Source organism: Thalassobaculum salexigens DSM 19539 (assembly GCF_000423805.1).
In the GTDB taxonomy this organism is placed as follows: Bacteria; Pseudomonadota; Alphaproteobacteria; order Thalassobaculales; family Thalassobaculaceae; genus Thalassobaculum; species Thalassobaculum litoreum.
In genome coordinates, this window is the sequence record NZ_KE384094.1 from 527287 (window position 1) to 545879 (window position 18593).

The window sequence follows — 18593 nt, forward strand, 5'->3', positions numbered from 1 at the left end:
CGTGCCCGGCACCCGTCGGCACGCTTAGGACCCGCGTGCACAGGACGCAGGACATACCGGCGAGGGTCCATCAGATCGGCGGCGACGGGGCCCCGCCTCGCCTACCCGCCGGCAGGCCGATCCTGCGATCGACGGTCAACAACCAGCCTCAGGAAAGCTTATGCTCGGACAGGAAGTCCGGCTTGAAGACGAGACCGTGGCCGGGCCGTTCCGGCGGGGTGTAGACGCCTGCCTGCGGCAAGATCGGCTCCACCCAGGCATCCTCCATCCAGTCGACATATTCGATCCAGTGCGGATTGGCGATCGCCGCCATCAGGTGGACCATCAGTTCCGGGAAGAGGTGCGGCGCGATCCGCATGCCCGAGGTCTGCGCCATCGCCGCGATTCGGCGCAACTCGGTGAAGCCGCCGCGCATCACGTCGGGCTGCAGGATCGGGATCTTGGGATGGGCGAAGAACGGCCGCAGGTCGTAGCGGGTGAAGTGGGTCTCCCCACCGACCACCCGCAGGTCCAGCGCGTCGGCGATGCGGAAATATCCCGCGGTGTCCTCGCAGTCGACCGGCTCCTCCAGCCAGTACACGCCGTGATCCTGGAACCGCCTGCCGACGGCGATCGCCTGGTCGGCCGTCCAGCCCATGTTCACGTCGATGCAGATCTCCGTCCCCTCGCCCAGGGCCGTGCGCATGGCGGCCACATGGGCGATGTCGGTGCGGTCGTCGTAGAGATGGCCGGCCTGCATCTTGATCGCCTTGAAGCCGCGCTCGACATAGCGCTTGGCCTTGTCGACCATGCCGTCGCCGCCGAGGCCGCGCCAGCAGCCGCTGCCATAGGCCTCCAGCCGCTTCGCCGATCCGCCCCACAGCCGGAACAGCGGCAGCCCGGCCAGTTTCGCCGTGGCGTCCCACAGGGCGATGTCCAGGGCCGACTGAGCCATGACCGTGATGCCCATGCGACCGATCCAGTAATTCGCGCGCCACAGCTCCTCCCACAGCGCCTCGACCTCGGTCACGTCGCGGCCCAGCGCGTGGGGTTTGACCAGTTCCTCGATACAGGCGGCGATGGTCTCCAGCCCGCCGTTGAGGATCTGCAGATAGCCCATTCCGACCACCCCTCCGGCGGTCTCAACCTCCACGACGATCAACTCGCGCAGCCGGCTGTAGCTCGGCGACCAGCGCGGCGGGTCGATCCACGGCGCGCGCAGCTTATGCACCCGGATATCGGCGATCCTGCGATCGGTGGCGGGCATCCCTCTTCCTCCCACTGCTTATCTATTTTGCGATCAGGATAGGCGGGCGCGCGGACGGGCTCTACCCCCGCTCGTACCGCGCTGGTACCGTCGCCCGCCGATCCGCGATGCAAGACGGGCGGCGGTCCAGGGGCAGGAAACCGAGGAGGAAGAGGGATGAACCAGGCAACCGTGCTCGCCCAGGTGGCGCGGAGCTTCGCCGGCCGGCCGGCTTTGTCATTGGGCACCGAGACGCTCTGCGACTATGCCGGCTTCGCCGACCGGGTGGCACGCCTCGCCGGCGGTCTGCGGGAGCTCGGCCTTCAGGACGGCGACCGGGTGGCGCTGGTCATGAAGAACAGCCCGGAATGCTGGGAATCCCTTTACGCGATCTGGCATGCGGGGCTGGCGGCGGTGCCGGTCAACGCCAAGCTGCATCCCAAGGAACACGCCTTCATCCTGGAGAATTCCGGCAGCCGGGCCTGCCTCGCCACCCCGGAGCTGGCCGCCGACCTCGCCGGCATCCGCGGCGAGACCCCGGCGCTGGAGCACCTGATTTCCACCGACAGTGCCGACTACGCATCGCTCGGCGCGGGCAAGCCGGCCGCGCTGGCCGACACCAAGCCGACCGAACTCGCCTGGCTGTTCTACACCTCGGGTACCACCGGGCGGCCGAAAGGCGCGATGCTGACCCACCGCAACCTGATGTCGGCGGTGATGAACTATTACGGCGACGTGGACACCATCCTGCCGACCGACAGCATCATCCACTCCGCGCCGATGAGCCACGGCTCCGGTCTCTACGGCCTGCCGCACGTGGCCCATGGCGCCAATACGGTGGTGCCGAAATCCGGCGGCTTCGACGTGGCCGAGACCCTGGCGCTGATCGAGCGCTGGCCGGGCGTCTCGTTCTTCTTCGCGCCGACCATGGTCACCCGGCTGATCAACACGCCGAACATCGACAAGGCGGACCTGTCGAACCTGAAGACCATCGTCTATGGCGGCGCACCGATGTATCTGGAGGACGTCAAGCGCGCGCTGGCAGTCCTGGGTCCGAAGTTGGTGCAGATCTATGGGCAGGGCGAGGCACCGATGACCATCACCGGCCTGCCCAAGCATATCTTCACCGACACCGGCCACCCGCGCTACGAGGCCCGGATCGGCTCCACCGGCTTCCCGCGGACAGACGTGGAGGTCCGCGTGGTCGACGAGGACGGCAAGGACGTGCCGGTCGGCGAGCCGGGCGAGGTGATCTGCCGCGGCGATGTGGTCATGGTCGGGTACTGGAACAATCCGGAGGCCACCGCGTCGTCCCTGCGCGACGGCTGGCTGTGGACCGGAGATGTCGGCAGCTTCGACGAGGAGGGTTTCCTCACCCTGAAGGACCGCTCCAAGGACGTGATCATCTCCGGCGGCACCAACATCTACCCGCGGGAGGTGGAGGAGGTGCTGCTGCGCCATCCGGCCGTGCTGGAGGCCGCGGTGATCGGCCGCGAGCACCCCGACTGGGGCGAGGAGGTGGTGGCCTTCGTGCGCCCGCATCCGGGCCAGACGGTGACGCCGCCCGAACTCGACACCCTGTGCCTGGAGAACATCGCCCGGTTCAAGCGGCCGAAGGAATACCTCCTGGTGGACGACCTGCCGAAAAACAACTACGGCAAGATTCTAAAAACCGAACTCCGCAAACTGGCCGCGCCCGCGGCCGACTAACCGAACGGGAACCCGCATGGACAATACGCCCTGGGGCTGCGACACCGATTACGGTGTGCTGCGCGACGTCGCCCTTCGCTCGCCCGAGCATTTCGGCTGGTTCGGCGCCAACGCAGTCGCCAAGGAAACCCTGCGCAAGGGGATCACCTTCGACGCCAAGCTCGCCGCCGACCAGCACGCCGCCTTCGTCGCGGCGTTCGAGGATGCCGGCGTGCGGGTGCATATGGTCGACCCCGACCCGGCCCTGCGCTACCACGTCTATACCCGCGATCCGGCCATCGTGACCCCCTGGGGCGTGCTGATAGGCCAGATGCAGCGCGAGCAGCGCCGCGGCGAGGTCGCCCCGACCGTCCGCTTCCATCAGAAGACCGGCATCCCGATCTGGAACTGGGTGACCGCCGGCTCGCTGGAGGGCGGCGACGTCCACCTTCTGCGCCCTGGTGTGGCCGCCATCGGCATGTCCGGCAACCGCACCACCAAGGAGGGCGCCGAGCAGGCCAAGGCCTGGTTCGAGGCTGAGGGCTGGGAGTGCCGGATTGTCCCGATCGCCGAACACTTCCTGCACCTGGACCTGCTGATTTCCATGGTGACCGAGTCCCTGGCGCTGGTCTGTACCGACGTGGTCGAACCGGAAATCGTGAACTGGCTGGCCGAACTCGGCATCAAGGCGGTGCCGACGACCTATGCCGACGCCATGCGGCTCGCCGGCAACTGCCTGTCGCTCGGCGACGACCGGGTTATCTCGTCGGCGGAAGCCGAAACGGCCAACGCGCAATTGCGCAGTCTCGGCATCAAAGTATACGATCCTGCCCTGACGATGTTCACGCTCGCGGGCGGCGGGCCGAGATGTCTGTCGCAGCCACTCAGGAGAGAGTCCGTCAAGGCAGGCTGAACCGGTCTCTTCGTCGTCCCCGCCGCGCCTCGGCCCGGTAGGAGCGGCCTCGGTCCGGCGCCAAGCACCCGCCTCAAGAGGACAGTCACCCGCCGATGGTATCGAAGAGCCTCAGGATCGACCGTACCTCCTTCACCGAACTGGTGGAGAAGCACGAGCGCTATCTTCAGAATCCGAAGTCGGGCGAGCGCATCAACCTGATGGATGCCACCCTGACCGGCATTCAGGCGACGGATATCGACATCCACAATTCGGCCTTCACCGGCGGCATCTTCATCAACTGCTCCTTCTGGCGGGTGAATTTCCAGGAGGCCAATTTCGAACTCTGCGACATGAGCGTGTGCACCTTCGAGGGTTCCAACATGCGCAATGCCGACATGCGCGGCGTGCGGATGAAGGGCTCGAACATGAAGAAGGTGGACCTCAGCGGCGCCGATCTCGGCCCGGCCACCTCCGCCCTGCCGGGTGTGCAGGAGAATGCCGATCTCAGCGACGCCGACCTGGAGCGCGCCGAGCTGCGCAAGGCGGTCCTCGCGGGCGCCAACATGCGCCGCGCCAACCTGTTCGAGTGCAACCTGGAAGGGGCGGTCCTGAAGGACGCGAGCCTCGAGGATGCAAATCTCTCCGGCGCCAACCTGAGCGGTGCCGATCTCTCGGGCGCCAAGCTGAAGGGCGCGCATCTGCGCAACTCCAAGCTGGTGGGCGCCAATCTGGAGGGCGCCGATCTGGAGGGCGCGAAGGGGTTCTTCGGCCTAGCCGAGCTCGACACGCCGACCCAGGGCAAGCTCGCCGCGCATATCGAATGGGTGATGAGCGAAGGCCGCGAGGGCCAGCGCGCGATCCTCAAGGGCGCGAAGTTCATCAAGAAGAACCTCGCCTATATCGAGCTCACCTGCGCCGACCTGTCCGGGGCGGATCTGAGGTTCAGCAACCTGACCGGCGCCTATCTCGCCGGGGCCGACCTGCATGGCGCCGATCTTACCGGAGCCACGATGACCGAGGCCGATCTGCGCGGCGCCGACCTGACCGGCGCGGTGCTGGAAGGGGTCGATCTGAGCGACGCTCAGACCAAGGAGCTGATCGTGCGGTCGCGCAACGGCACCACGAAGCTGAAAACCCGCATCGACGTCTATCCCTGACCCCTTCCGGCCCTGACCCCGCCGGTCGAACCGAATCTCGCGACCCGCGCCGCCCTCGCACCCAGTCTCGCGCGAAGACGGCGGCTTTATCTTTTCCCTAAGGTTGAATACTATCGTCTTCAAGTGGACGAACTGAGGGGCAGTCGAATGAACGGCGGGCCTGCAGATCGCGACGAGCCGGACCCGACCCCGCCTAGCGAGCGGCGCCATGCAGACCGTGTCCGGTTACACGGCTACGCCTTCAAGACCGGCAATGCCGCCTACCGGGTGCTCGACATCTCCCTCGGTGGTCTGCGCATCGCCTATGGCGAGACGGAGAAGCCTGCACCGCCCGGCTCCGAGATGGTCGGCGTGCTGACCGGCGGCCCCGCGCGACCCCTCACCCTGAACACCGAGATCGTCTGGGTCGACAGGAACGCCCGTCAGATCGGCTGCACCTTCCCGGTCCTTGGCCACAACATCGCCGGCGACCTGCTGGAGATCCTGCTATAGAGCGCGACCGGTTCAGAGCGAAGCGGTCTGGACAGTGAGTCGCCCTCTAACACGTTAGAGTTAATGCAATTTCACACGGACGGATGCTTCCAGCCGATCGTGATTTGCTCGACCGCTACTCGATCATCCGCTCCAGCGCGTCCAGTCGGTCGGCCTCTCCGGCCGGCTTGTCCCAGCGGATCCGAGAGATCCGGGGAAAGCGCATCGCCACGCCGGACTTGTGCCGCGTCGACCGGTGGACGCTGTCGAAGGCCACCTCCAGCACCAACCCGTGGGATACCTCGCGCACCGGGCCGAAGCGCTTCACCGTGTGGTCGCGCACCCATTTGTCGAGCTGCTTCAGCTCCTCGTCGGTGAAGCCGAAATAGGCCTTGCCGACCGGCACCAGCTCGCCCGCTCCGCTGTCCGGGTTCTGCCGCCACGTACCGAAGGTGTAGTCGGAATAATAGGAGGAGCGTTTGCCGTGACCACGCTGGGCATACATCAGCACCGCGTCGACGGTCAGCGGCCCGCGCTTCCATTTGTACCAGAGCCCCTTGGGGCGGCCGGCCACGTAAGGGGCGTCGCCTCGCTTCAGCATCAGCCCCTCGGTGGCCGTGCCCCGCGCGCTCACCCGCAGCGTTTCAAGGTCGTCCGCCCCTTCGAAGGAGACCAGGTCGGACACGTCCATGCGCTGCGGCGCCTCGCGGGCGAAGAAGGACTCCAACCGCTGCCGCCGGTCGTCGAACGGCAGCTCGCGCAGATCCTCCTCGCCGTCGAACAGGATGTCGTAGAGTCGCACGAAGGCAGGGTATTTTTTCAGCATGGGTGCGCTGACCGTTTTGCGGTTCAGCCGCTGTTGCAGCTCGTTGAACGGCCGCACCTCGCCGCCGGCGACCACCAGCAGCTCACCGTCCAGCACGCCCTGGAAGGTGACATGGTCGAGAATGTCGGGGAAGGTCGCCCCGATATCGTCGCCGGTGCGGGAATACAGCCGCACCTCGCCGCCGCGCGCGGCGATCTGCACCCGGATGCCGTCCCATTTCCATTCGGCCCGGAACTGCCTCAGGTCCAGCGCCAGCGCCTCGCCCTCCTCCAGCGGATGCGCCAGCATGGGCGGTCGGAAGATCGGCCGGTCCTCTAGGTCGGGCCGTTCGGCGCGGCCGTCGAGCCAGGCGAACAGCTCCTCGTAGGGTGGCTCCAGCCCGTGCCACAGCTCCTCGATCTCCGCTGGATCGACGCCGCCATAGTCGGCCATTGCCACCTTCGCCAACCGGGCCGACACCCCCACCCGCAACCCGCCGGTGATCAGCTTCAGCAGCGCCCAGCGACCGGTCGCGTCCAGCGGGTCCAGCCACTCCTCGACGACATCCGCCGCTTCGGCCCGCTTGGCGGCGTGCAGCCGCTCCACCACCTCGGTCAGCGACGGCCAGTCCCGGTTGGTCGGCCGCTGTGGCCAGATCAGCGCGGTGGTCTCCGCCAGATCGCCGACATAGTCGTAGGACCAGCCGAACAGCACGGGATCGACCCGGCGCATGGCCAGCTCGCGCACCGCGCCCGCCTTCACCCCCTTGAAGCCGAGCCCACCGGTCAGCGCCGCCAGCGCCCAGCCCCGGTCCGGGTCGGGCGCGCTGCGGAAATAGGCGACCAGAAGCGCCAACTTCGCGTTGCGCGACGGGGTGTAGATCAGCCGGTCCAGCAGCTCGGCGAAGGGTTTCATACCGTCTGTCCCGTCACTGCCCCTCCTCCTCGTAGCCGACCAGGGCAAGCGCCCGCGCCTTGTATCCGCGCGCCGAGGCGGCATGCATCAGCGCCTCCTCGCTGCCATGGGTGATCCAGATCTCCGGCGCGCCCACGTCGTCGAAGGTGTCAAGCAGCTCGTCCCAGTCGGCATGATCGGAGATGATCAGCGGCAGCTCGACGCCGCGCTGCCGGGCGCGCTGGCGGACCCGCATCCAGCCGGACGCCATGCACACCACCGGGTCCGGCAGCCGGCGGCCCCAGCGGTCGGCGATGGCCGAGGGCGGGGCCAGCACGATCTCGCCCTTGAACTCGTCGCGCGCCACGCCCTTCTGCCCGGCCGTCGCCGGCAGCAGCTCGCCCAGCTCGACGCCATGGTCGCGGTACAGGTCGCAGAGCGCCTGGAGCGCGCCGTGAATGTAGATCGGCCGCTGCCATCCCGCCTGCCGCAGCAGGGCGATCAGGCGCTGCGCCTTGCCCAGCGCATAGGCGCCGATGACGTGGCAGCGCTCCGGGAACAGGGCGACGCTGTCGAGCAGCTTGGCGATCTCGGCGCGGTCGTCGGGATGGCGGAACACCGGCAGGCCGAAGGTCGCCTCGGTGACGAACACGTCGCAGGGCACCGGCTCGAAAGCGGCGCAGGTGGGGTCGGCCCGGCGCTTGTAGTCGCCGGAGACGACGATGCGCGCGCCCTTGTACTCCAGGCACGCCTGGGCGCTGCCGAGTACGTGACCGGCCGGGTGGAGGCTTACCGTGACGTCGCCGATCTTCAGGCTTTCGCCGTAGCGGACGGCCTGGCGGCTCTGCTCCGGCTCCGCGCCGTAGCGGGCGGTCATGATCGCCAGGGTCTCCGGGGTTGCGGCGACGGCGCCATGGCCGGCGCGGGCGTGGTCGGCATGACCGTGGGTGATCACCGCCCGGTCCACCGGCCGCACCGGATCGACATAGAACCCGCCGGGCACGCAGAAGAGACCCTGCGGGCGGATTTCGATCCAGGTCTGGGGATGGGGGGCGGCGATGCTGGCGGTCATGGGCGCAAGGGTAGGCCGTCCCCGGCCCCCGTCAACGGCGGCCGCTCACCGCACCGCCGCCGGTCTCTCACGTCACCGAGGCGCGCCTTGCGGCCGAGACAGCCGACGTGATGGCAATGCATGCGGTCGGCGGCAGACCCAGCGGGCCGAGCTCGGCGATCACCAATTTCGCATCACGACATTTTCGCGGGTGCGGAACTCGCGCGAGGCCTCCCGAAGCTCTTCCGCCACCGATTGGCCCGGTCCAGATCGCGGGCGGTCATAGCCGCCAAGGCTGTCTCGGGCGTGTGGTCGTAGTCGGCCTGCGCACCGGCGGCGAGTGCCGCGATCCGCATCGTGTACCAGGCGGTGATGCCGCCCGGCGGTAGCGGGCCGGTAAATCTCGGAAAGGCCGGATCCTCGCCCGGTTCCTCCAGCCAGTGCTGCGGCAGTTCCGGATCCAGCACGAAGCCACGGGCCGCCCCGACCACGTCGACCATTCCCGCGCTTATCGCCGCCAGGGCCTGACCTCGCGTCTTGAAGCCGCCCGCCGCCATGACCGGTACGGCGACCTCCGACCGGACCCGCCGGCAGAAGCCATGAACCCCGCCGCCGTCGCCCTCCGAGGAGGACGGCGCGCCCGGGAAATAGGTTCCCTCGCTGATCTCCAGCAGATCGACCCCCCGAGCGTCCAGGGTCCGGATGGCATCACGGCTCTCCCCCTCGGTCAGCCCACCCGCCAGTCCGTCGGTCGCGTTGATCTTCACCCCGACAGGGAAGCCGGATCCGACCGCCTCGCGCACCGCGTCGACCACCGCCAGCGGCAACCGCATGCGGTTCTCCAGACTGCCGCCCCAAAGATCACCGCGCCGGTTGAACAGGGGCGACAGGAACTGGCTGAGCAGGAAGCCATGGGCGGCGTGGACCTGCACGCCGGTGAAGCCCGCCGCCTTTGCGATCCGGGCGGTTTCCGCATAGCGCGCCGGCAGCGCCTCGATCTCCTGCACCGTCAGCGCGTCGCAGGTCAGGCCGTCCAGGGCCAATGCCGACGGACCGACGCGCCGCCCGACCCCGTCATGAGCCAGCGCCCCCGCATGGCCGAGCTGCGCCCAGAGATGGGCCCCGTCGCCGGTCGCCCCGTGGGTCACCTCGCGCAGCGCATCGATGTTGCTGTCCGCATGCAGCACCAGGTTCCCCGGGTTCTCCAGGGCATGCGGATCGCCCTGGACCTCGCCGACGATCGACAGGGCGAGCCCGCCCTCGGCCCATCGCCGGTACAGCGCCGCCTGTTCCGGCGTGGCCTCGCCGGTGCCGCTGCCCAGGCTGTCGGACATGGCGGACTTGGCGATCCGGCACCGCAGAACCGCGCCGCAGCGCAGCGTCAGGGGATCGGCGAGCGCGGCGGCGCTTTCCGCCATCAGGTGAAGCGCACCCGCGCTTCGCCCAGATGCTCGAAGCGGATCAGCACCTCGGCCGGTTCGGTGAAATGGATCGTCTTGACCACGCTGCCGAGCATGACGAACTCCCCGGCCTGCAGCGGCCGGCCGAGAGCGATCCGGTGATTGGCGAGCCAGGCGAGCGCGTTCATCGGATGGCCGAGGATGTCGCGCCCACGGCCGGAGCCGGCGCGGACCTTGTCGACGAACATCTCGCCCTCGATCCCGTCCAGGTCGAGGTCCCGCCAGTTCTTCAACGGATCGCCGAGCACCACGCCCGCATTGAAGAAATCGTCGGCGATCAGCACCGGCGCGGAGAAGGACGGGAAGTGGGTGTACCGGTCGTCGACGATCTCGATCCCCGGCATCAGGGCCTCGACAGCGGGAGCGACGCCGTCGCGGTCATAGGGCGCGCCGGTATCGGGAAGGTCCGCGCCGAGCCGTGCGGCGATCTCGCATTCCACCCCGACCCGGTGGAACCGCGACAGCGGCAGGGTGGCCATGTGCTCGTACACGGTCGAGCCGAAGACCTCACCGGCGCAGGGATGGTCGATCTTCAGGTAGGCCTGCATGACCGAGGTGGTGCAGCCGATCTTGTGGCCGGTACGCGGGCCGAAGCCCGCCGCCTCCAGCCGGTCGTGGACCAGGGCCTGGACGGCATAGCCGTCCTCGACGCTCTCCGGCTCCAGCTCGGCCGGCGGCAGCGGCGTGGCTGCCCCGCCGGTGCGTGCCTTGACCAGATGGTCGGCGAGGTCGGCCTGACGGTCCGGGTTCATCCGTTGCGCCGCTCCTGCAGGATGCTGGAGGCCGCGTCCGCCAGCACCTGACAGCCGATGGCGATATCGCCGCGGTCGCTGTCCTCCGCGAAGTCGTGGCTGATGCCGCCGATCGACGGGATGAACAGCATGGCGCAGGGCAGCTTGGCGGTGATCACCATCGGGTCGTGGCCGGCGGCCGAGGGCATGGACTGCCACTTGCCCGGTACGGTGGCCTCGGCGGCGACGGCGATGTGCTTCTGGAAGCCGTCATCCATCATCGACGGGCGCACCGGCTGGCGCGAGCGGGTGTATTCCACCCGGGCCTTGCCGCGGCTGTTGATGTCGTCGGCGATGGCGGCGGCGATCTCCTCGAACCGGTCGAGGATGCTCTCGTCCTGGTCGCGGAACTGCAGGTCGAGCTCGGCATAGCCCGGCACGATGGAGGCCGCCCCCGGCTGCACCACCGCGCGGCCCATGGTCCAGACCGTGCGCTCGCCGGCGACCGACGGGAATTCCTGGTTCACCCGGTAGGCCAGCTCGTAGAGCGCGGTCGCGGCGTCCTTGCGGCGGGCCATCGTGGTGGTGCCGGCGTGGTTCTGCTCGCCGTGGAACTTGAAGCGCATGGCGCGGATGCCGACGATGGCGGTGACCACGCCCACATGCTGCTGGGCCTGCTCCAGATAGGCGCCCTGCTCGATATGCGCCTCCAGATAGCCCAGGTAGCGGTTCTCCTCCATGGTCAGGCGCGGCACGTCGGTCAGGCCGGCGGCGGCGATCGCGTCGGTCAGCTTGGTGCCGTCGCGGCCGGTGGCGGCCTTCTCCGCCTCGGGATCGAGCACGCCGCACCAGGACCGGCTGCCCAGGCATCCCAGGAACGAGCCCTCCTCGTCCTGCCAGGACACCACGTCGACGGCGAGGTTCGCGGTCTCCGGATCCTCGGACAGGGCGCGGGCGATCTCCAGGCCGTAGACCACGCCGAGCGCGCCGTCGAGCCAGCCACCGCGGGGCTGGGTGTCGGAATGGCTGCCGATCAGCAGGACCGGCCCCGGCTTCGATGTCCTGCCGAGAACATTGCCGACACCGTCGATGGTCGCCTCCAGCCCGGCCTCCTCGAAGCGCTTCTTCAGCCAGCGCCGGGCCTCCATGTCTTTCTCGCTGAGCGCGGTCCGGATCACGCCCGTCTCTACACCGCCGATGGTGCGCAGGTGGTCCAGGTCGGCGAGCAGGCGCTCGGCATTGATCTTCGGCATGGGGTCCTCCAGGTGGGTAAAGCCCAGCCTAACGCGCCACATCCGCGGGCGTCACGACGGAGAATGCGGATGGGTACGGTGCGCCGCTGCGGTGCACCACGTAGCGGTAGTACATCGTAGCGCCGGTGGTCGAAAAACGGATCGCCTCATCCGCCTCCCGGTCGCGCAGGGAGAAGGCATGGGACACGACCACCGCCCCGTCCGGCAACTCGTTCAGCTTGGCGGATAGCACCTTCATGGCGCCGATCATCAGGTAGCAGGTCACGGCCCGATACGCGGACAGATCGGCACGCAGGAAGTTTGCGCGGCGGTATTCAAGGTTCGCCCGGGGGGTGATCTTAAGACGCAGGCACGAGAACCAGTAGGGGATCGGCGACAGTTCGTAGCCGACGACCTGGTTCTGCGGGTAGCGGTCGGCCAGCACTTCTGCCAGCGCGCCCCAGCCGGAGCCGAGATCGGCGATATCCCCGTCGATCGTCTCCGGTAGCAGAGAGAGCAGCGCCTCCCGTGCCGCTCGGCCGGAGGATTGCGGCGGCACACCTGTGCGCAGGGCATAGAACAGGATCAGCAGCGTTCCAGCGAGGACAGCGGTCAGCAGGGCGGTCTCGATCAGCGAAAGGCTGATCGCGCTCGCGAGGGTGCCGAGCCAGGTCGTGTAGAACCAATCTGCCAAATTGTGGGCCCCGTTGAGTGTCGCCATTTCCGCCGCTTCGTTCTAGGCCGCTCATCGCGGACTGTCGACGCCTCGCCCCAAGGCGGATCGGTAGGTTGGCCGACCAAAATCCCATGCTAATCTCGGTAACCGAAACGCAACCCCGTCCAAGAACGTGTCCCTCGCCGAACGCCTCACCGGGCTCAGCGCCCGCGACAACACCCCCATCGCCATTGTCGGGCTTGGCCACGGCGCGACCCATTGGGTGGCCGCGACCTTCTATCTTCTGCTGCCCAGCCTCTCCACGGCTCTCGGCCTCGACTACGCGGCGACGGGGCTGCTGGTGTCGGTGCTGCATGTCAGCGCCTTCGTCGCCAATTTCGGCTCCGGCCCGCTGACCGACATGACCGGACGGCGGGTGGCGTTGCAGGTCGCATCGCTGCTGATGGGAGCGGCGGCCCTGGCGCTGCTCGGGTTCGCCGGCGGGCTGCTGGCGGTGGCGGCCCTGGTCGCGGTGATCGGCGCCTCGAACAATCTCTGGCATCCGCCGGCGATCAGCTATCTTTCCGCCCGCTTCCCGGGGCAGCGCGGTTGGGCGCTGTCGGTGCATGCGCTCGGCGCCGGGCTGGGCGACGCGGTGGCGCCACTCGCCGCCGGCGCGATGCTGGTCGCCCTGACCTGGGAGGGCGTGGCGCTGTATTCCTGCCTGCCGGTCCTGGCGGTGGCGGCGGCGCTGGCGATGTTCCTCGGTCGCGCCCCTGCATCCAGCCATGGCGACGCCGGCAAGGGCGTCGATTTCGGCCAGTATCTCGCCGGCATCGCGGCCGTGGTGAAGGACCGGGCGGTGCTAGGCCTGTGCCTGATGTCGGCGTTCCGAGCGATGACCCAGAACGGCCTGCTGGTCTTCCTGCCGCTCTATCTGGCCCACGAGATGAAGGTCTCGCCGCTGATGATGGGCGTGGCGCTGGCAGCCCTGCAGGTGGGTGGGCTGATCGCCACGCCGATCGCCGGCCGGCTGTCCGACCGGGTCGGTCGGCGGCAGGTCGTGCTGGCCGGATTGGGGGTGTCGACGCTCGCCATCGCGGCGCTGACCCTGCTGGGCAACGAGCTGTCCTTCATCGCCGGCGTGTCGGTGCTGGGCTTCGCGCTCTACGCGATCCGGCCGGTGGTGCATTCCTGGATGATGGACCTGACACCCTCGCACCTGGGCGGCTCGGCCACCAGCCTGATGTTCGGCGCGCAGACAGGGTTGTCGATCCTGGCGCCGGTTGTCGGCGGGATCGTCGCCGACGCCTATGGGCTGGTGGTGACCTTCTACGTGCTGGCGGCGAGCATGCTGGTGACGAACCTGATCGCCTGGAGCCTGCCGAACGCGAAACGGGCATAAGGCGCTGTCATAGCCTCTTTCCGTCTCCCCGGCCCTGCGCCGGGGTCTAGAGAAACGCGCGCCGGAGCGGTGACGCACATTCTTCACCGCTCCAGCACACCGATGTCCGGATCCCGGGGCAAGCCCGGGAAGACGGTTGAGTAAAAGGGTTAGGTCGCATCCCCCGGGTACCAGCTCGGCGGGCGCTTCTCCAGGAAGCTGGCGAGCCCCTCCTTCGCCTCGTCGCTCTGGCGCTTCAGCGCGTGTTCCTCCACCAGCTCGGTGAAATGCGATCCGGAGAGATCCAGCCCCGCCTCCACCAGCGCCCGGCGCTTGGTCTGGGCCAGGGCCTCCGGCGCGCTCATCAGCAGGTTGTCGATCACCGGGGCCGCCGCCTCGTCCAGCCCGCCCTCGGCGCAGACCTGATGCACCAGGCCCATCTCCTTGGCCTCCCGGGCGCCGAAGCGCTCGCAGGTCAGGGCGTAGCGCCGCACGTTGCGCACGCCCATGGCGGCGTTCAGATGCGGCACGATGATCCCGGCCATCACGCCCCAGCGCGCCTCGGTGATGGCGAAGATGGCGTCCTCGCTGGCGATCACGATATCGGCCGCCGCCGCGATCCCCGTTCCGCCGCCGAAGCAGCCGCCATGGATCAGGGCGATGGTCGGTTTCGGGAACTCGGTCAGACCCTGGATCGCACTGGCGGTGCGCCGGGAGACCTCGATGTTCTCCAGCGGGCTGAGCTGGCCCATCTCCTTCAGCCAGGACAGGTCCGCCCCGGCCTGGAAATGCTTGCCGTTGCCGCGGATGACCACCACCCGCACGGCCGGATCGGCGGCAAGGCTTTCCATGCCGGCGATCAGCGCATTGATCACCTCGCCGTTATAGGCGTTGTTCCGCTCCGGCCGGTTCAAGGTGACCGTCGCCACACCGCGCGCGTCGACGGAACAGAGAACCACGTCAGTCATCGTCACTTTCCTCCCAGGGCGCCGGCCAGTTGCTTGCCCAGCCCGGCGATCAGTTGTCGTGCCTTGCCGACCATCCGGATCTGCGTCATGCAGCCGTGGATGATGCCGGCGTGTTCGGTGTGATGGGCCTCGACCCCGGCGGCCTTGAGCTTCTCGTAGAACCGGCGGGTGTCGTCGCGCAGCACGTCGACCCCGGCGGAGTGCAGGAAGCAGGGCGGGAAGCCGGTCACGTCAGCCTTCATCGGCACCGCGCGCGGGTCGTCATGGTCGGCCGGACCGTTCAGGTAATGGCCGAAATAGTTCTTCATATCGGCGGCGCTCAGGAACCAGTCGCCGCCGCCGAAGATCCGGTAGCTGTCGGTCTCGAAATCGTCGCCGAACACGCCGTAGATCAGGCCGAGCGCCTTGACCGGCGAGACGCCACGCTGGCGCAGGGCCACTTCGGCCCCGGCCGCCAGGTTGCCGCCGGCGCTGTCGCCGGACAGGGCGATGCGCGTCGGATCGACCGACCAGTCGGCGCCCGAGCGGGTGATGAAATCGACCACCGCCACGGTCTCCTCGATGGCCGCCGGGAACTTGTTCTCCGGCGCCAGGCTGTAGTCGACGGCGGCGACGACGCAGCCGGATTCCAGCGCCAGCAGGTGCATGCCGGCGGCGTGCGTCTCCAGCGAACCGACCACCCAGCCGCCACCGTGCAGATAGACGATGACCGGGAGGTTCTTGTCCTCGCTCGGATAGAGCAGACGGACCGGGATGTCGCCGGTCGGACCCGGCACCGTGGTGTTGACGATCTTCGCCACCTCCGGGCGCACCTCGTTCCACCATTTGCGGTCCAGCTCGGAGCGCTCGCGGGCCTGAACCGGCGTCAGCTTGGAGCGGTCGGTCGCCAGCCCGTATTCGACGACGATCTCCTGGGCGCGGGCGATCGCCTGCCTCATGTCCGGATCGACCCAGATCTGGTCCTCGGCCAAATCTCCCTCCTCAACCAGTGTTTTCGTTTTACCACTGCCCCCGGTCGGGGGAACGGTGCAGCGGTCCGCCGGGGGCCGTCAGGTCCCAGCCGGTCAGGGTGCGGTCCTGGTGGACCGCCCGCCAGGACAGCATACGCTCGGCATACATCGCCCGGATATCCCGATAGTCCTCGTCGTCGGCCCGGTTGTCGAGTTCGTGCGGATCACGGCCGAGGTCGAACAGCAGCGGCGGCAGGCCGGAGAAGTGGACGTATTTGTAGCGGTCGTCGCGGATCGTGGTGAGCTGGCACGCATCCAGCGGCAGGCCCAGTGCGCGCTCCGCCTCGCCGCTGGCGGACTCGCGGAAATCGAACTCCCAATGGGCGGCGTTGCGCCAGGTGTCGGGCATCTCGCCATGCAGGAAGGGCAGCAGGGAGCGGCCGTTCATCGCCGGCGGCCGGGCCACGCCGATCGCCTGAAGGATGGTGGGCGCCACGTCCACCGCCTCGGTGATGATGTCGACCCGGCCGAACACCGGCGAGCCGGCGGGTTTGACGATGAGCGGGATGCGGTAGGCGCCGTCGAACCACCCGAGCTTGCCGAACAGGTGGTGGTCGCCGAGCAGCTCGCCGTGGTCGCTGGTGACGACGATCAGCGTGTCGTCATAGGTGCCGCGCTCCTTCAGGAAGGCCATCAGCCGGCCGACCTGGGCGTCGACCTCGGCGATCATGCCGTAATAGACCGCGCGGATGGTGCGTACCGAATCGTCGTCCAGATCGGCGACCAGGCCCGGCGCCTCGTAGACGAAGCTGGAGAGTGCGGTGCGTTCCATCGCGTAGCGCAGATAGGGGTGCATCGCCGCCTGGTCGGCCCGGCTCGCCGCCCGTATCGGCAGGGCGACGTCGGCCGGAGCGACCATTGTGTTGTAGGGCTCGGGCACCACGAAGGGCGGGTGCGGGCGCAGGTGGCTGACATGCAGGAACCACGGGTCGCTCCCGTCGCGGTCCCGCAGGTGCTCGATCACCCGTCCGGTGAGGAAGGCGGTCTCGGTCTCCTCGGCACCAAAAGCGGGCGGCTCCGCATGAGCGCCGGTGGGCGGCAGGTCGCCGCCGTTCGGCCGCCAGATCCGCTTCGGCTCGTCGCCGGGGTCGGTGCCACGGCCGGCCAGCCATTGCCGCCACAGCGTCCCGTCCTCGCCCAGCGGCGTATGCACGGCGAAGTCCGGCGCGACGCCCTCATAGATGCGCATGCGCGGGCTGGTGGGCGAGATCGCGCGCGGATCGGCACTCTGGTCGGTATAGCCGAACAGCATCGGGTCGTAGCCGACCTTGCGCGCCTCGGTGGCCAGCGTCGGGTGGCGGCGGTCCAGCGGCGTGCCGTTGCGCAGCACCCGGTGGTTCATCTGGTAAAGCCCCGTCAGCAGCGAGGCGCGTCCGGGCGAGCATGGCGCGCACTGGGCCCAGTGGTCGGTGAACAGCACCCCGTCGCCGGCCAGTGCGTCCAGGTGCGGCGTTCGCACGTTGGGATGGCCGAGCGCGGAGAGGCAGTCGCCCCGGAACTGGTCCAGCGTGATCAGCAGAACGTTGGGACGGAGGCTCATCGACCGGGCCGAATGTGGGAGACGGGGCGGAACCATGACGGTCGGCCCGGTCCGGCGCAACCGGGCTCGCAGGGTGTCGCGGAAATGTCATGGGGGTTTGGAGTGACGTCTCCCCTCTCCTCGGTCTTCCCGGCCCTGCGCCGGGAAGACGGGGGTATTGAAGGACGATCCCGATTCCTTCCCCGCCCGCAGTCCGAGGATTGCCGCCGGCGCCCGGCGGTGCTAACCGCTTTGGCCATGGATCTGCTCACCTCCGTCGCCGGCAGCTTCGCCGAGACCTACGGCGAGGCCCGCGAGAAGTTTCTCGCCGCCCTCGCCGCCACCGGGACCGCCCCGCGCGTCTACGCCAACCCGAACACGGGTCCGACCGGCGAGGGTCTCGCCTGCGAGACCGCCTGGATCGGCCCCGAGGACGCGGCCAAGGTCTTCGTCGTGGTCAGCGCCACCCATGGCGTGGAGGGCTTCTGCGGCAGCGGCATCCAGATCGACTGGCTGGCCGACGAGGGCCCCGCCCGCCTGCCACAGAATACCGCCGTCCTGCTGATCCACGCGCTGAACTGCCACGGCTTCGCCTGGTGGCGCCGGGTGACCGAGGAGGGCTGCGACCTCAACCGCAACTTCATCGACTTCGCCAAGCCGGTTCCGGAGAACCCGGGCCATGACGCGCTGGTCGACGCCTTCGTGCCGGCCTCGCTCGACGCCGAGACCCTCGCGGCCGACGAGGAGCGGCTGGCCGCCTGGCGCAAGGAGCACGGCGAGCTCGCCTTCCAGTCCGCCCGCAAGGCCGGCCAGTACAAGCACGCCCATTCGGTGTTCTTCGGCGGTTTCGAAGAGACGTGGTCGCGCCGCACCCTGGCGACAATCTTCGACGACTACCGGCTGGGCGACCGGGCGGCGGTCAGCGTGGTCGACGTCCATACCGGGCTCGGCCCGTTCGGCTATGGCGAGCCGATCTGCGGCCATAAGCGCGGCACGGTCGGGCTGGAGCGGGTGCTGTCCATGTACGGCGATTCCACCGGCCTGCCGGCGGAGGGCCAGTCCTTCTCGATCCCGCTGCATGGCACCCAGCGCGAGTTCTGGGCGCCGCGGCTGGGCGATCGCTACACCTATGTCGCCCTGGAGTTCGGCACCTACAGCACCGAGCGCGGCCGCAAGGCCCTGCGCGCCGACCACTGGCTGCACAACCAGGGTGAGGTCGACTGGAACGACCCCAGGACCCGCGAGATCAAGAGGGAACTGCGCACCCAGTACTATCCGGCGACCGTCGACTGGAAGGAGATGGTGCTTTGGCGCGGCCGCCAGGTCATCCGCCAGACGCTGGAGGGGCTCGCGCGGTTTACCTGACCCACAACGGATCGACCGGCGGTCGCGGCTGGGTTGTAGGGCCTCGGCGCGGCGCGCTACAAACGGCTCCTGACAGACTCCC

General features: G+C 68.6%; 16 protein-coding genes. 6 read left to right on the forward strand and 10 right to left on the reverse strand.

Going from position 1 to position 18593, the window contains the following annotated elements:
* Window positions 1–148: 148 nt before the first annotated feature.
* Entirely contained in the window at window positions 149–1246 is a 1098-nt protein-coding gene (locus G578_RS26880; protein ID WP_051244971.1) for a mandelate racemase/muconate lactonizing enzyme family protein, read from the reverse strand.
* Between the two features lie 156 nt (window positions 1247–1402).
* Here G578_RS26880 and G578_RS0117630 point away from each other — a divergent pair, with 156 nt between their 5' ends.
* The 4 genes from G578_RS0117630 (at window position 1403) to G578_RS0117645 (ending at window position 5458) form a co-directional block, all read left to right on the forward strand.
* Window positions 1403–2935, forward strand: a complete 1533-nt coding sequence (locus tag G578_RS0117630) for an acyl-CoA synthetase (protein WP_028795368.1) — start codon at window positions 1403–1405, stop codon at window positions 2933–2935.
* A gap of 16 nt (window positions 2936–2951) precedes the next feature.
* Complete coding sequence (locus tag G578_RS0117635; protein ID WP_028795369.1) at window positions 2952–3827, forward strand: dimethylarginine dimethylaminohydrolase family protein; 876 nt, start codon at window positions 2952–2954, stop codon at window positions 3825–3827.
* 95 nt (window positions 3828–3922) lie between these two features.
* Window positions 3923–4966 (forward strand): pentapeptide repeat-containing protein, encoded by a 1044-nt coding sequence (locus G578_RS28615; RefSeq protein ID WP_051244972.1) that lies wholly within the window; start codon window positions 3923–3925, stop codon window positions 4964–4966.
* Between the two features lie 147 nt (window positions 4967–5113).
* Window positions 5114–5458, forward strand: coding sequence for a PilZ domain-containing protein (locus G578_RS0117645; RefSeq protein WP_028795370.1), 345 nt, complete (start codon window positions 5114–5116; stop codon window positions 5456–5458).
* 115 nt (window positions 5459–5573) lie between these two features.
* Here G578_RS0117645 and G578_RS0117650 read toward each other — a convergent pair whose 3' ends face one another.
* The 6 genes from G578_RS0117650 to G578_RS28620 form a co-directional block, all read right to left on the reverse strand.
* Entirely contained in the window at window positions 5574–7157 is a 1584-nt protein-coding gene (locus G578_RS0117650) for a cisplatin damage response ATP-dependent DNA ligase (protein ID WP_028795371.1), read from the reverse strand.
* A 13-nt stretch (window positions 7158–7170) separates the two neighbouring features.
* Window positions 7171–8208 (reverse strand): ligase-associated DNA damage response exonuclease, encoded by a 1038-nt coding sequence (locus G578_RS0117655; protein WP_028795372.1) that lies wholly within the window; start codon window positions 8206–8208, stop codon window positions 7171–7173.
* Window positions 8209–8381: 173 nt separating this feature from the next.
* Window positions 8382–9605 carry an oxidoreductase gene (locus tag G578_RS0117660; RefSeq protein ID WP_028795373.1) on the reverse strand — a complete coding sequence of 408 codons (1224 nt, stop codon included), beginning with the start codon at window positions 9603–9605 and terminating at the stop codon, window positions 8382–8384.
* Window positions 9605–10399: a 2-keto-4-pentenoate hydratase gene (locus tag G578_RS26890; protein WP_038015159.1), complete on the reverse strand. Its 795-nt coding sequence runs from the start codon at window positions 10397–10399 to the stop codon at window positions 9605–9607. Before G578_RS26890 ends, G578_RS0117660 begins: the two co-directional genes overlap by 1 nt.
* Window positions 10396–11631, reverse strand: coding sequence for a M20 family metallo-hydrolase (locus G578_RS0117670; protein ID WP_028795374.1), 1236 nt, complete (start codon window positions 11629–11631; stop codon window positions 10396–10398). Before G578_RS0117670 ends, G578_RS26890 begins: the two co-directional genes overlap by 4 nt.
* A 28-nt stretch (window positions 11632–11659) precedes the next feature.
* Window positions 11660–12331, reverse strand: a complete 672-nt coding sequence (locus G578_RS28620; RefSeq protein WP_051244973.1) for a methyltransferase — start codon at window positions 12329–12331, stop codon at window positions 11660–11662.
* Window positions 12332–12458: 127 nt separating this feature from the next.
* On the opposite strand from G578_RS28620, the gene G578_RS26900 reads away from it, so the two are divergent.
* A complete protein-coding gene (locus G578_RS26900; protein ID WP_051244974.1) occupies window positions 12459–13670 on the forward strand; it encodes an MFS transporter in 1212 nt (403 codons plus the stop codon).
* A 149-nt stretch (window positions 13671–13819) separates the two neighbouring features.
* Here G578_RS26900 and G578_RS0117685 read toward each other — a convergent pair whose 3' ends face one another.
* The 3 genes from G578_RS0117685 to G578_RS0117695 are packed head-to-tail and all read right to left on the reverse strand — an operon-like array spanning window position 13820 to window position 17167.
* Window positions 13820–14617: an enoyl-CoA hydratase-related protein gene (locus G578_RS0117685; protein ID WP_028795375.1), complete on the reverse strand. Its 798-nt coding sequence runs from the start codon at window positions 14615–14617 to the stop codon at window positions 13820–13822.
* 2 nt (window positions 14618–14619) lie between these two features.
* Window positions 14620–15588, reverse strand: a complete 969-nt coding sequence (locus tag G578_RS26905) for an alpha/beta hydrolase fold domain-containing protein (RefSeq protein ID WP_051244975.1) — start codon at window positions 15586–15588, stop codon at window positions 14620–14622.
* A gap of 28 nt (window positions 15589–15616) precedes the next feature.
* Window positions 15617–17167 carry an alkaline phosphatase family protein gene (locus G578_RS0117695; protein WP_028795376.1) on the reverse strand — a complete coding sequence of 517 codons (1551 nt, stop codon included), beginning with the start codon at window positions 17165–17167 and terminating at the stop codon, window positions 15617–15619.
* Window positions 17168–17404: 237 nt separating this feature from the next.
* On the opposite strand from G578_RS0117695, the gene G578_RS0117700 reads away from it, so the two are divergent.
* Window positions 17405–18511: a DUF2817 domain-containing protein gene (locus G578_RS0117700; protein ID WP_028795377.1), complete on the forward strand. Its 1107-nt coding sequence runs from the start codon at window positions 17405–17407 to the stop codon at window positions 18509–18511.
* The last annotated feature ends 82 nt before the right edge of the window (window positions 18512–18593 follow it).

Coding starts and splice junctions, on each gene's coding strand:
- G578_RS26880 (WP_051244971.1), bottom strand. CDS start 1,246: ATGCCCGCCACCGATCGCAGGATCGCCGATATCCGGGTGCATAAGCTG.
- G578_RS0117630 (WP_028795368.1), top strand. CDS start 1,403: ATGAACCAGGCAACCGTGCTCGCCCAGGTGGCGCGGAGCTTCGCCGGC.
- G578_RS0117635 (WP_028795369.1), top strand. CDS start 2,952: ATGGACAATACGCCCTGGGGCTGCGACACCGATTACGGTGTGCTGCGC.
- G578_RS28615 (WP_051244972.1), top strand. CDS start 3,923: ATGGTATCGAAGAGCCTCAGGATCGACCGTACCTCCTTCACCGAACTG.
- G578_RS0117645 (WP_028795370.1), top strand. CDS start 5,114: ATGAACGGCGGGCCTGCAGATCGCGACGAGCCGGACCCGACCCCGCCT.
- G578_RS0117650 (WP_028795371.1), bottom strand. CDS start 7,157: ATGAAACCCTTCGCCGAGCTGCTGGACCGGCTGATCTACACCCCGTCG.
- G578_RS0117655 (WP_028795372.1), bottom strand. CDS start 8,208: ATGACCGCCAGCATCGCCGCCCCCCATCCCCAGACCTGGATCGAAATC.
- G578_RS0117660 (WP_028795373.1), bottom strand. CDS start 9,605: ATGGCGGAAAGCGCCGCCGCGCTCGCCGATCCCCTGACGCTGCGCTGC.
- G578_RS26890 (WP_038015159.1), bottom strand. CDS start 10,399: ATGAACCCGGACCGTCAGGCCGACCTCGCCGACCATCTGGTCAAGGCA.
- G578_RS0117670 (WP_028795374.1), bottom strand. CDS start 11,631: ATGCCGAAGATCAATGCCGAGCGCCTGCTCGCCGACCTGGACCACCTG.
- G578_RS28620 (WP_051244973.1), bottom strand. CDS start 12,331: ATGGCGACACTCAACGGGGCCCACAATTTGGCAGATTGGTTCTACACG.
- G578_RS0117685 (WP_028795375.1), bottom strand. CDS start 14,617: ATGACTGACGTGGTTCTCTGTTCCGTCGACGCGCGCGGTGTGGCGACG.
- G578_RS0117695 (WP_028795376.1), bottom strand. CDS start 17,167: ATGAGCCTCCGTCCCAACGTTCTGCTGATCACGCTGGACCAGTTCCGG.
- G578_RS0117700 (WP_028795377.1), top strand. CDS start 17,405: ATGGATCTGCTCACCTCCGTCGCCGGCAGCTTCGCCGAGACCTACGGC.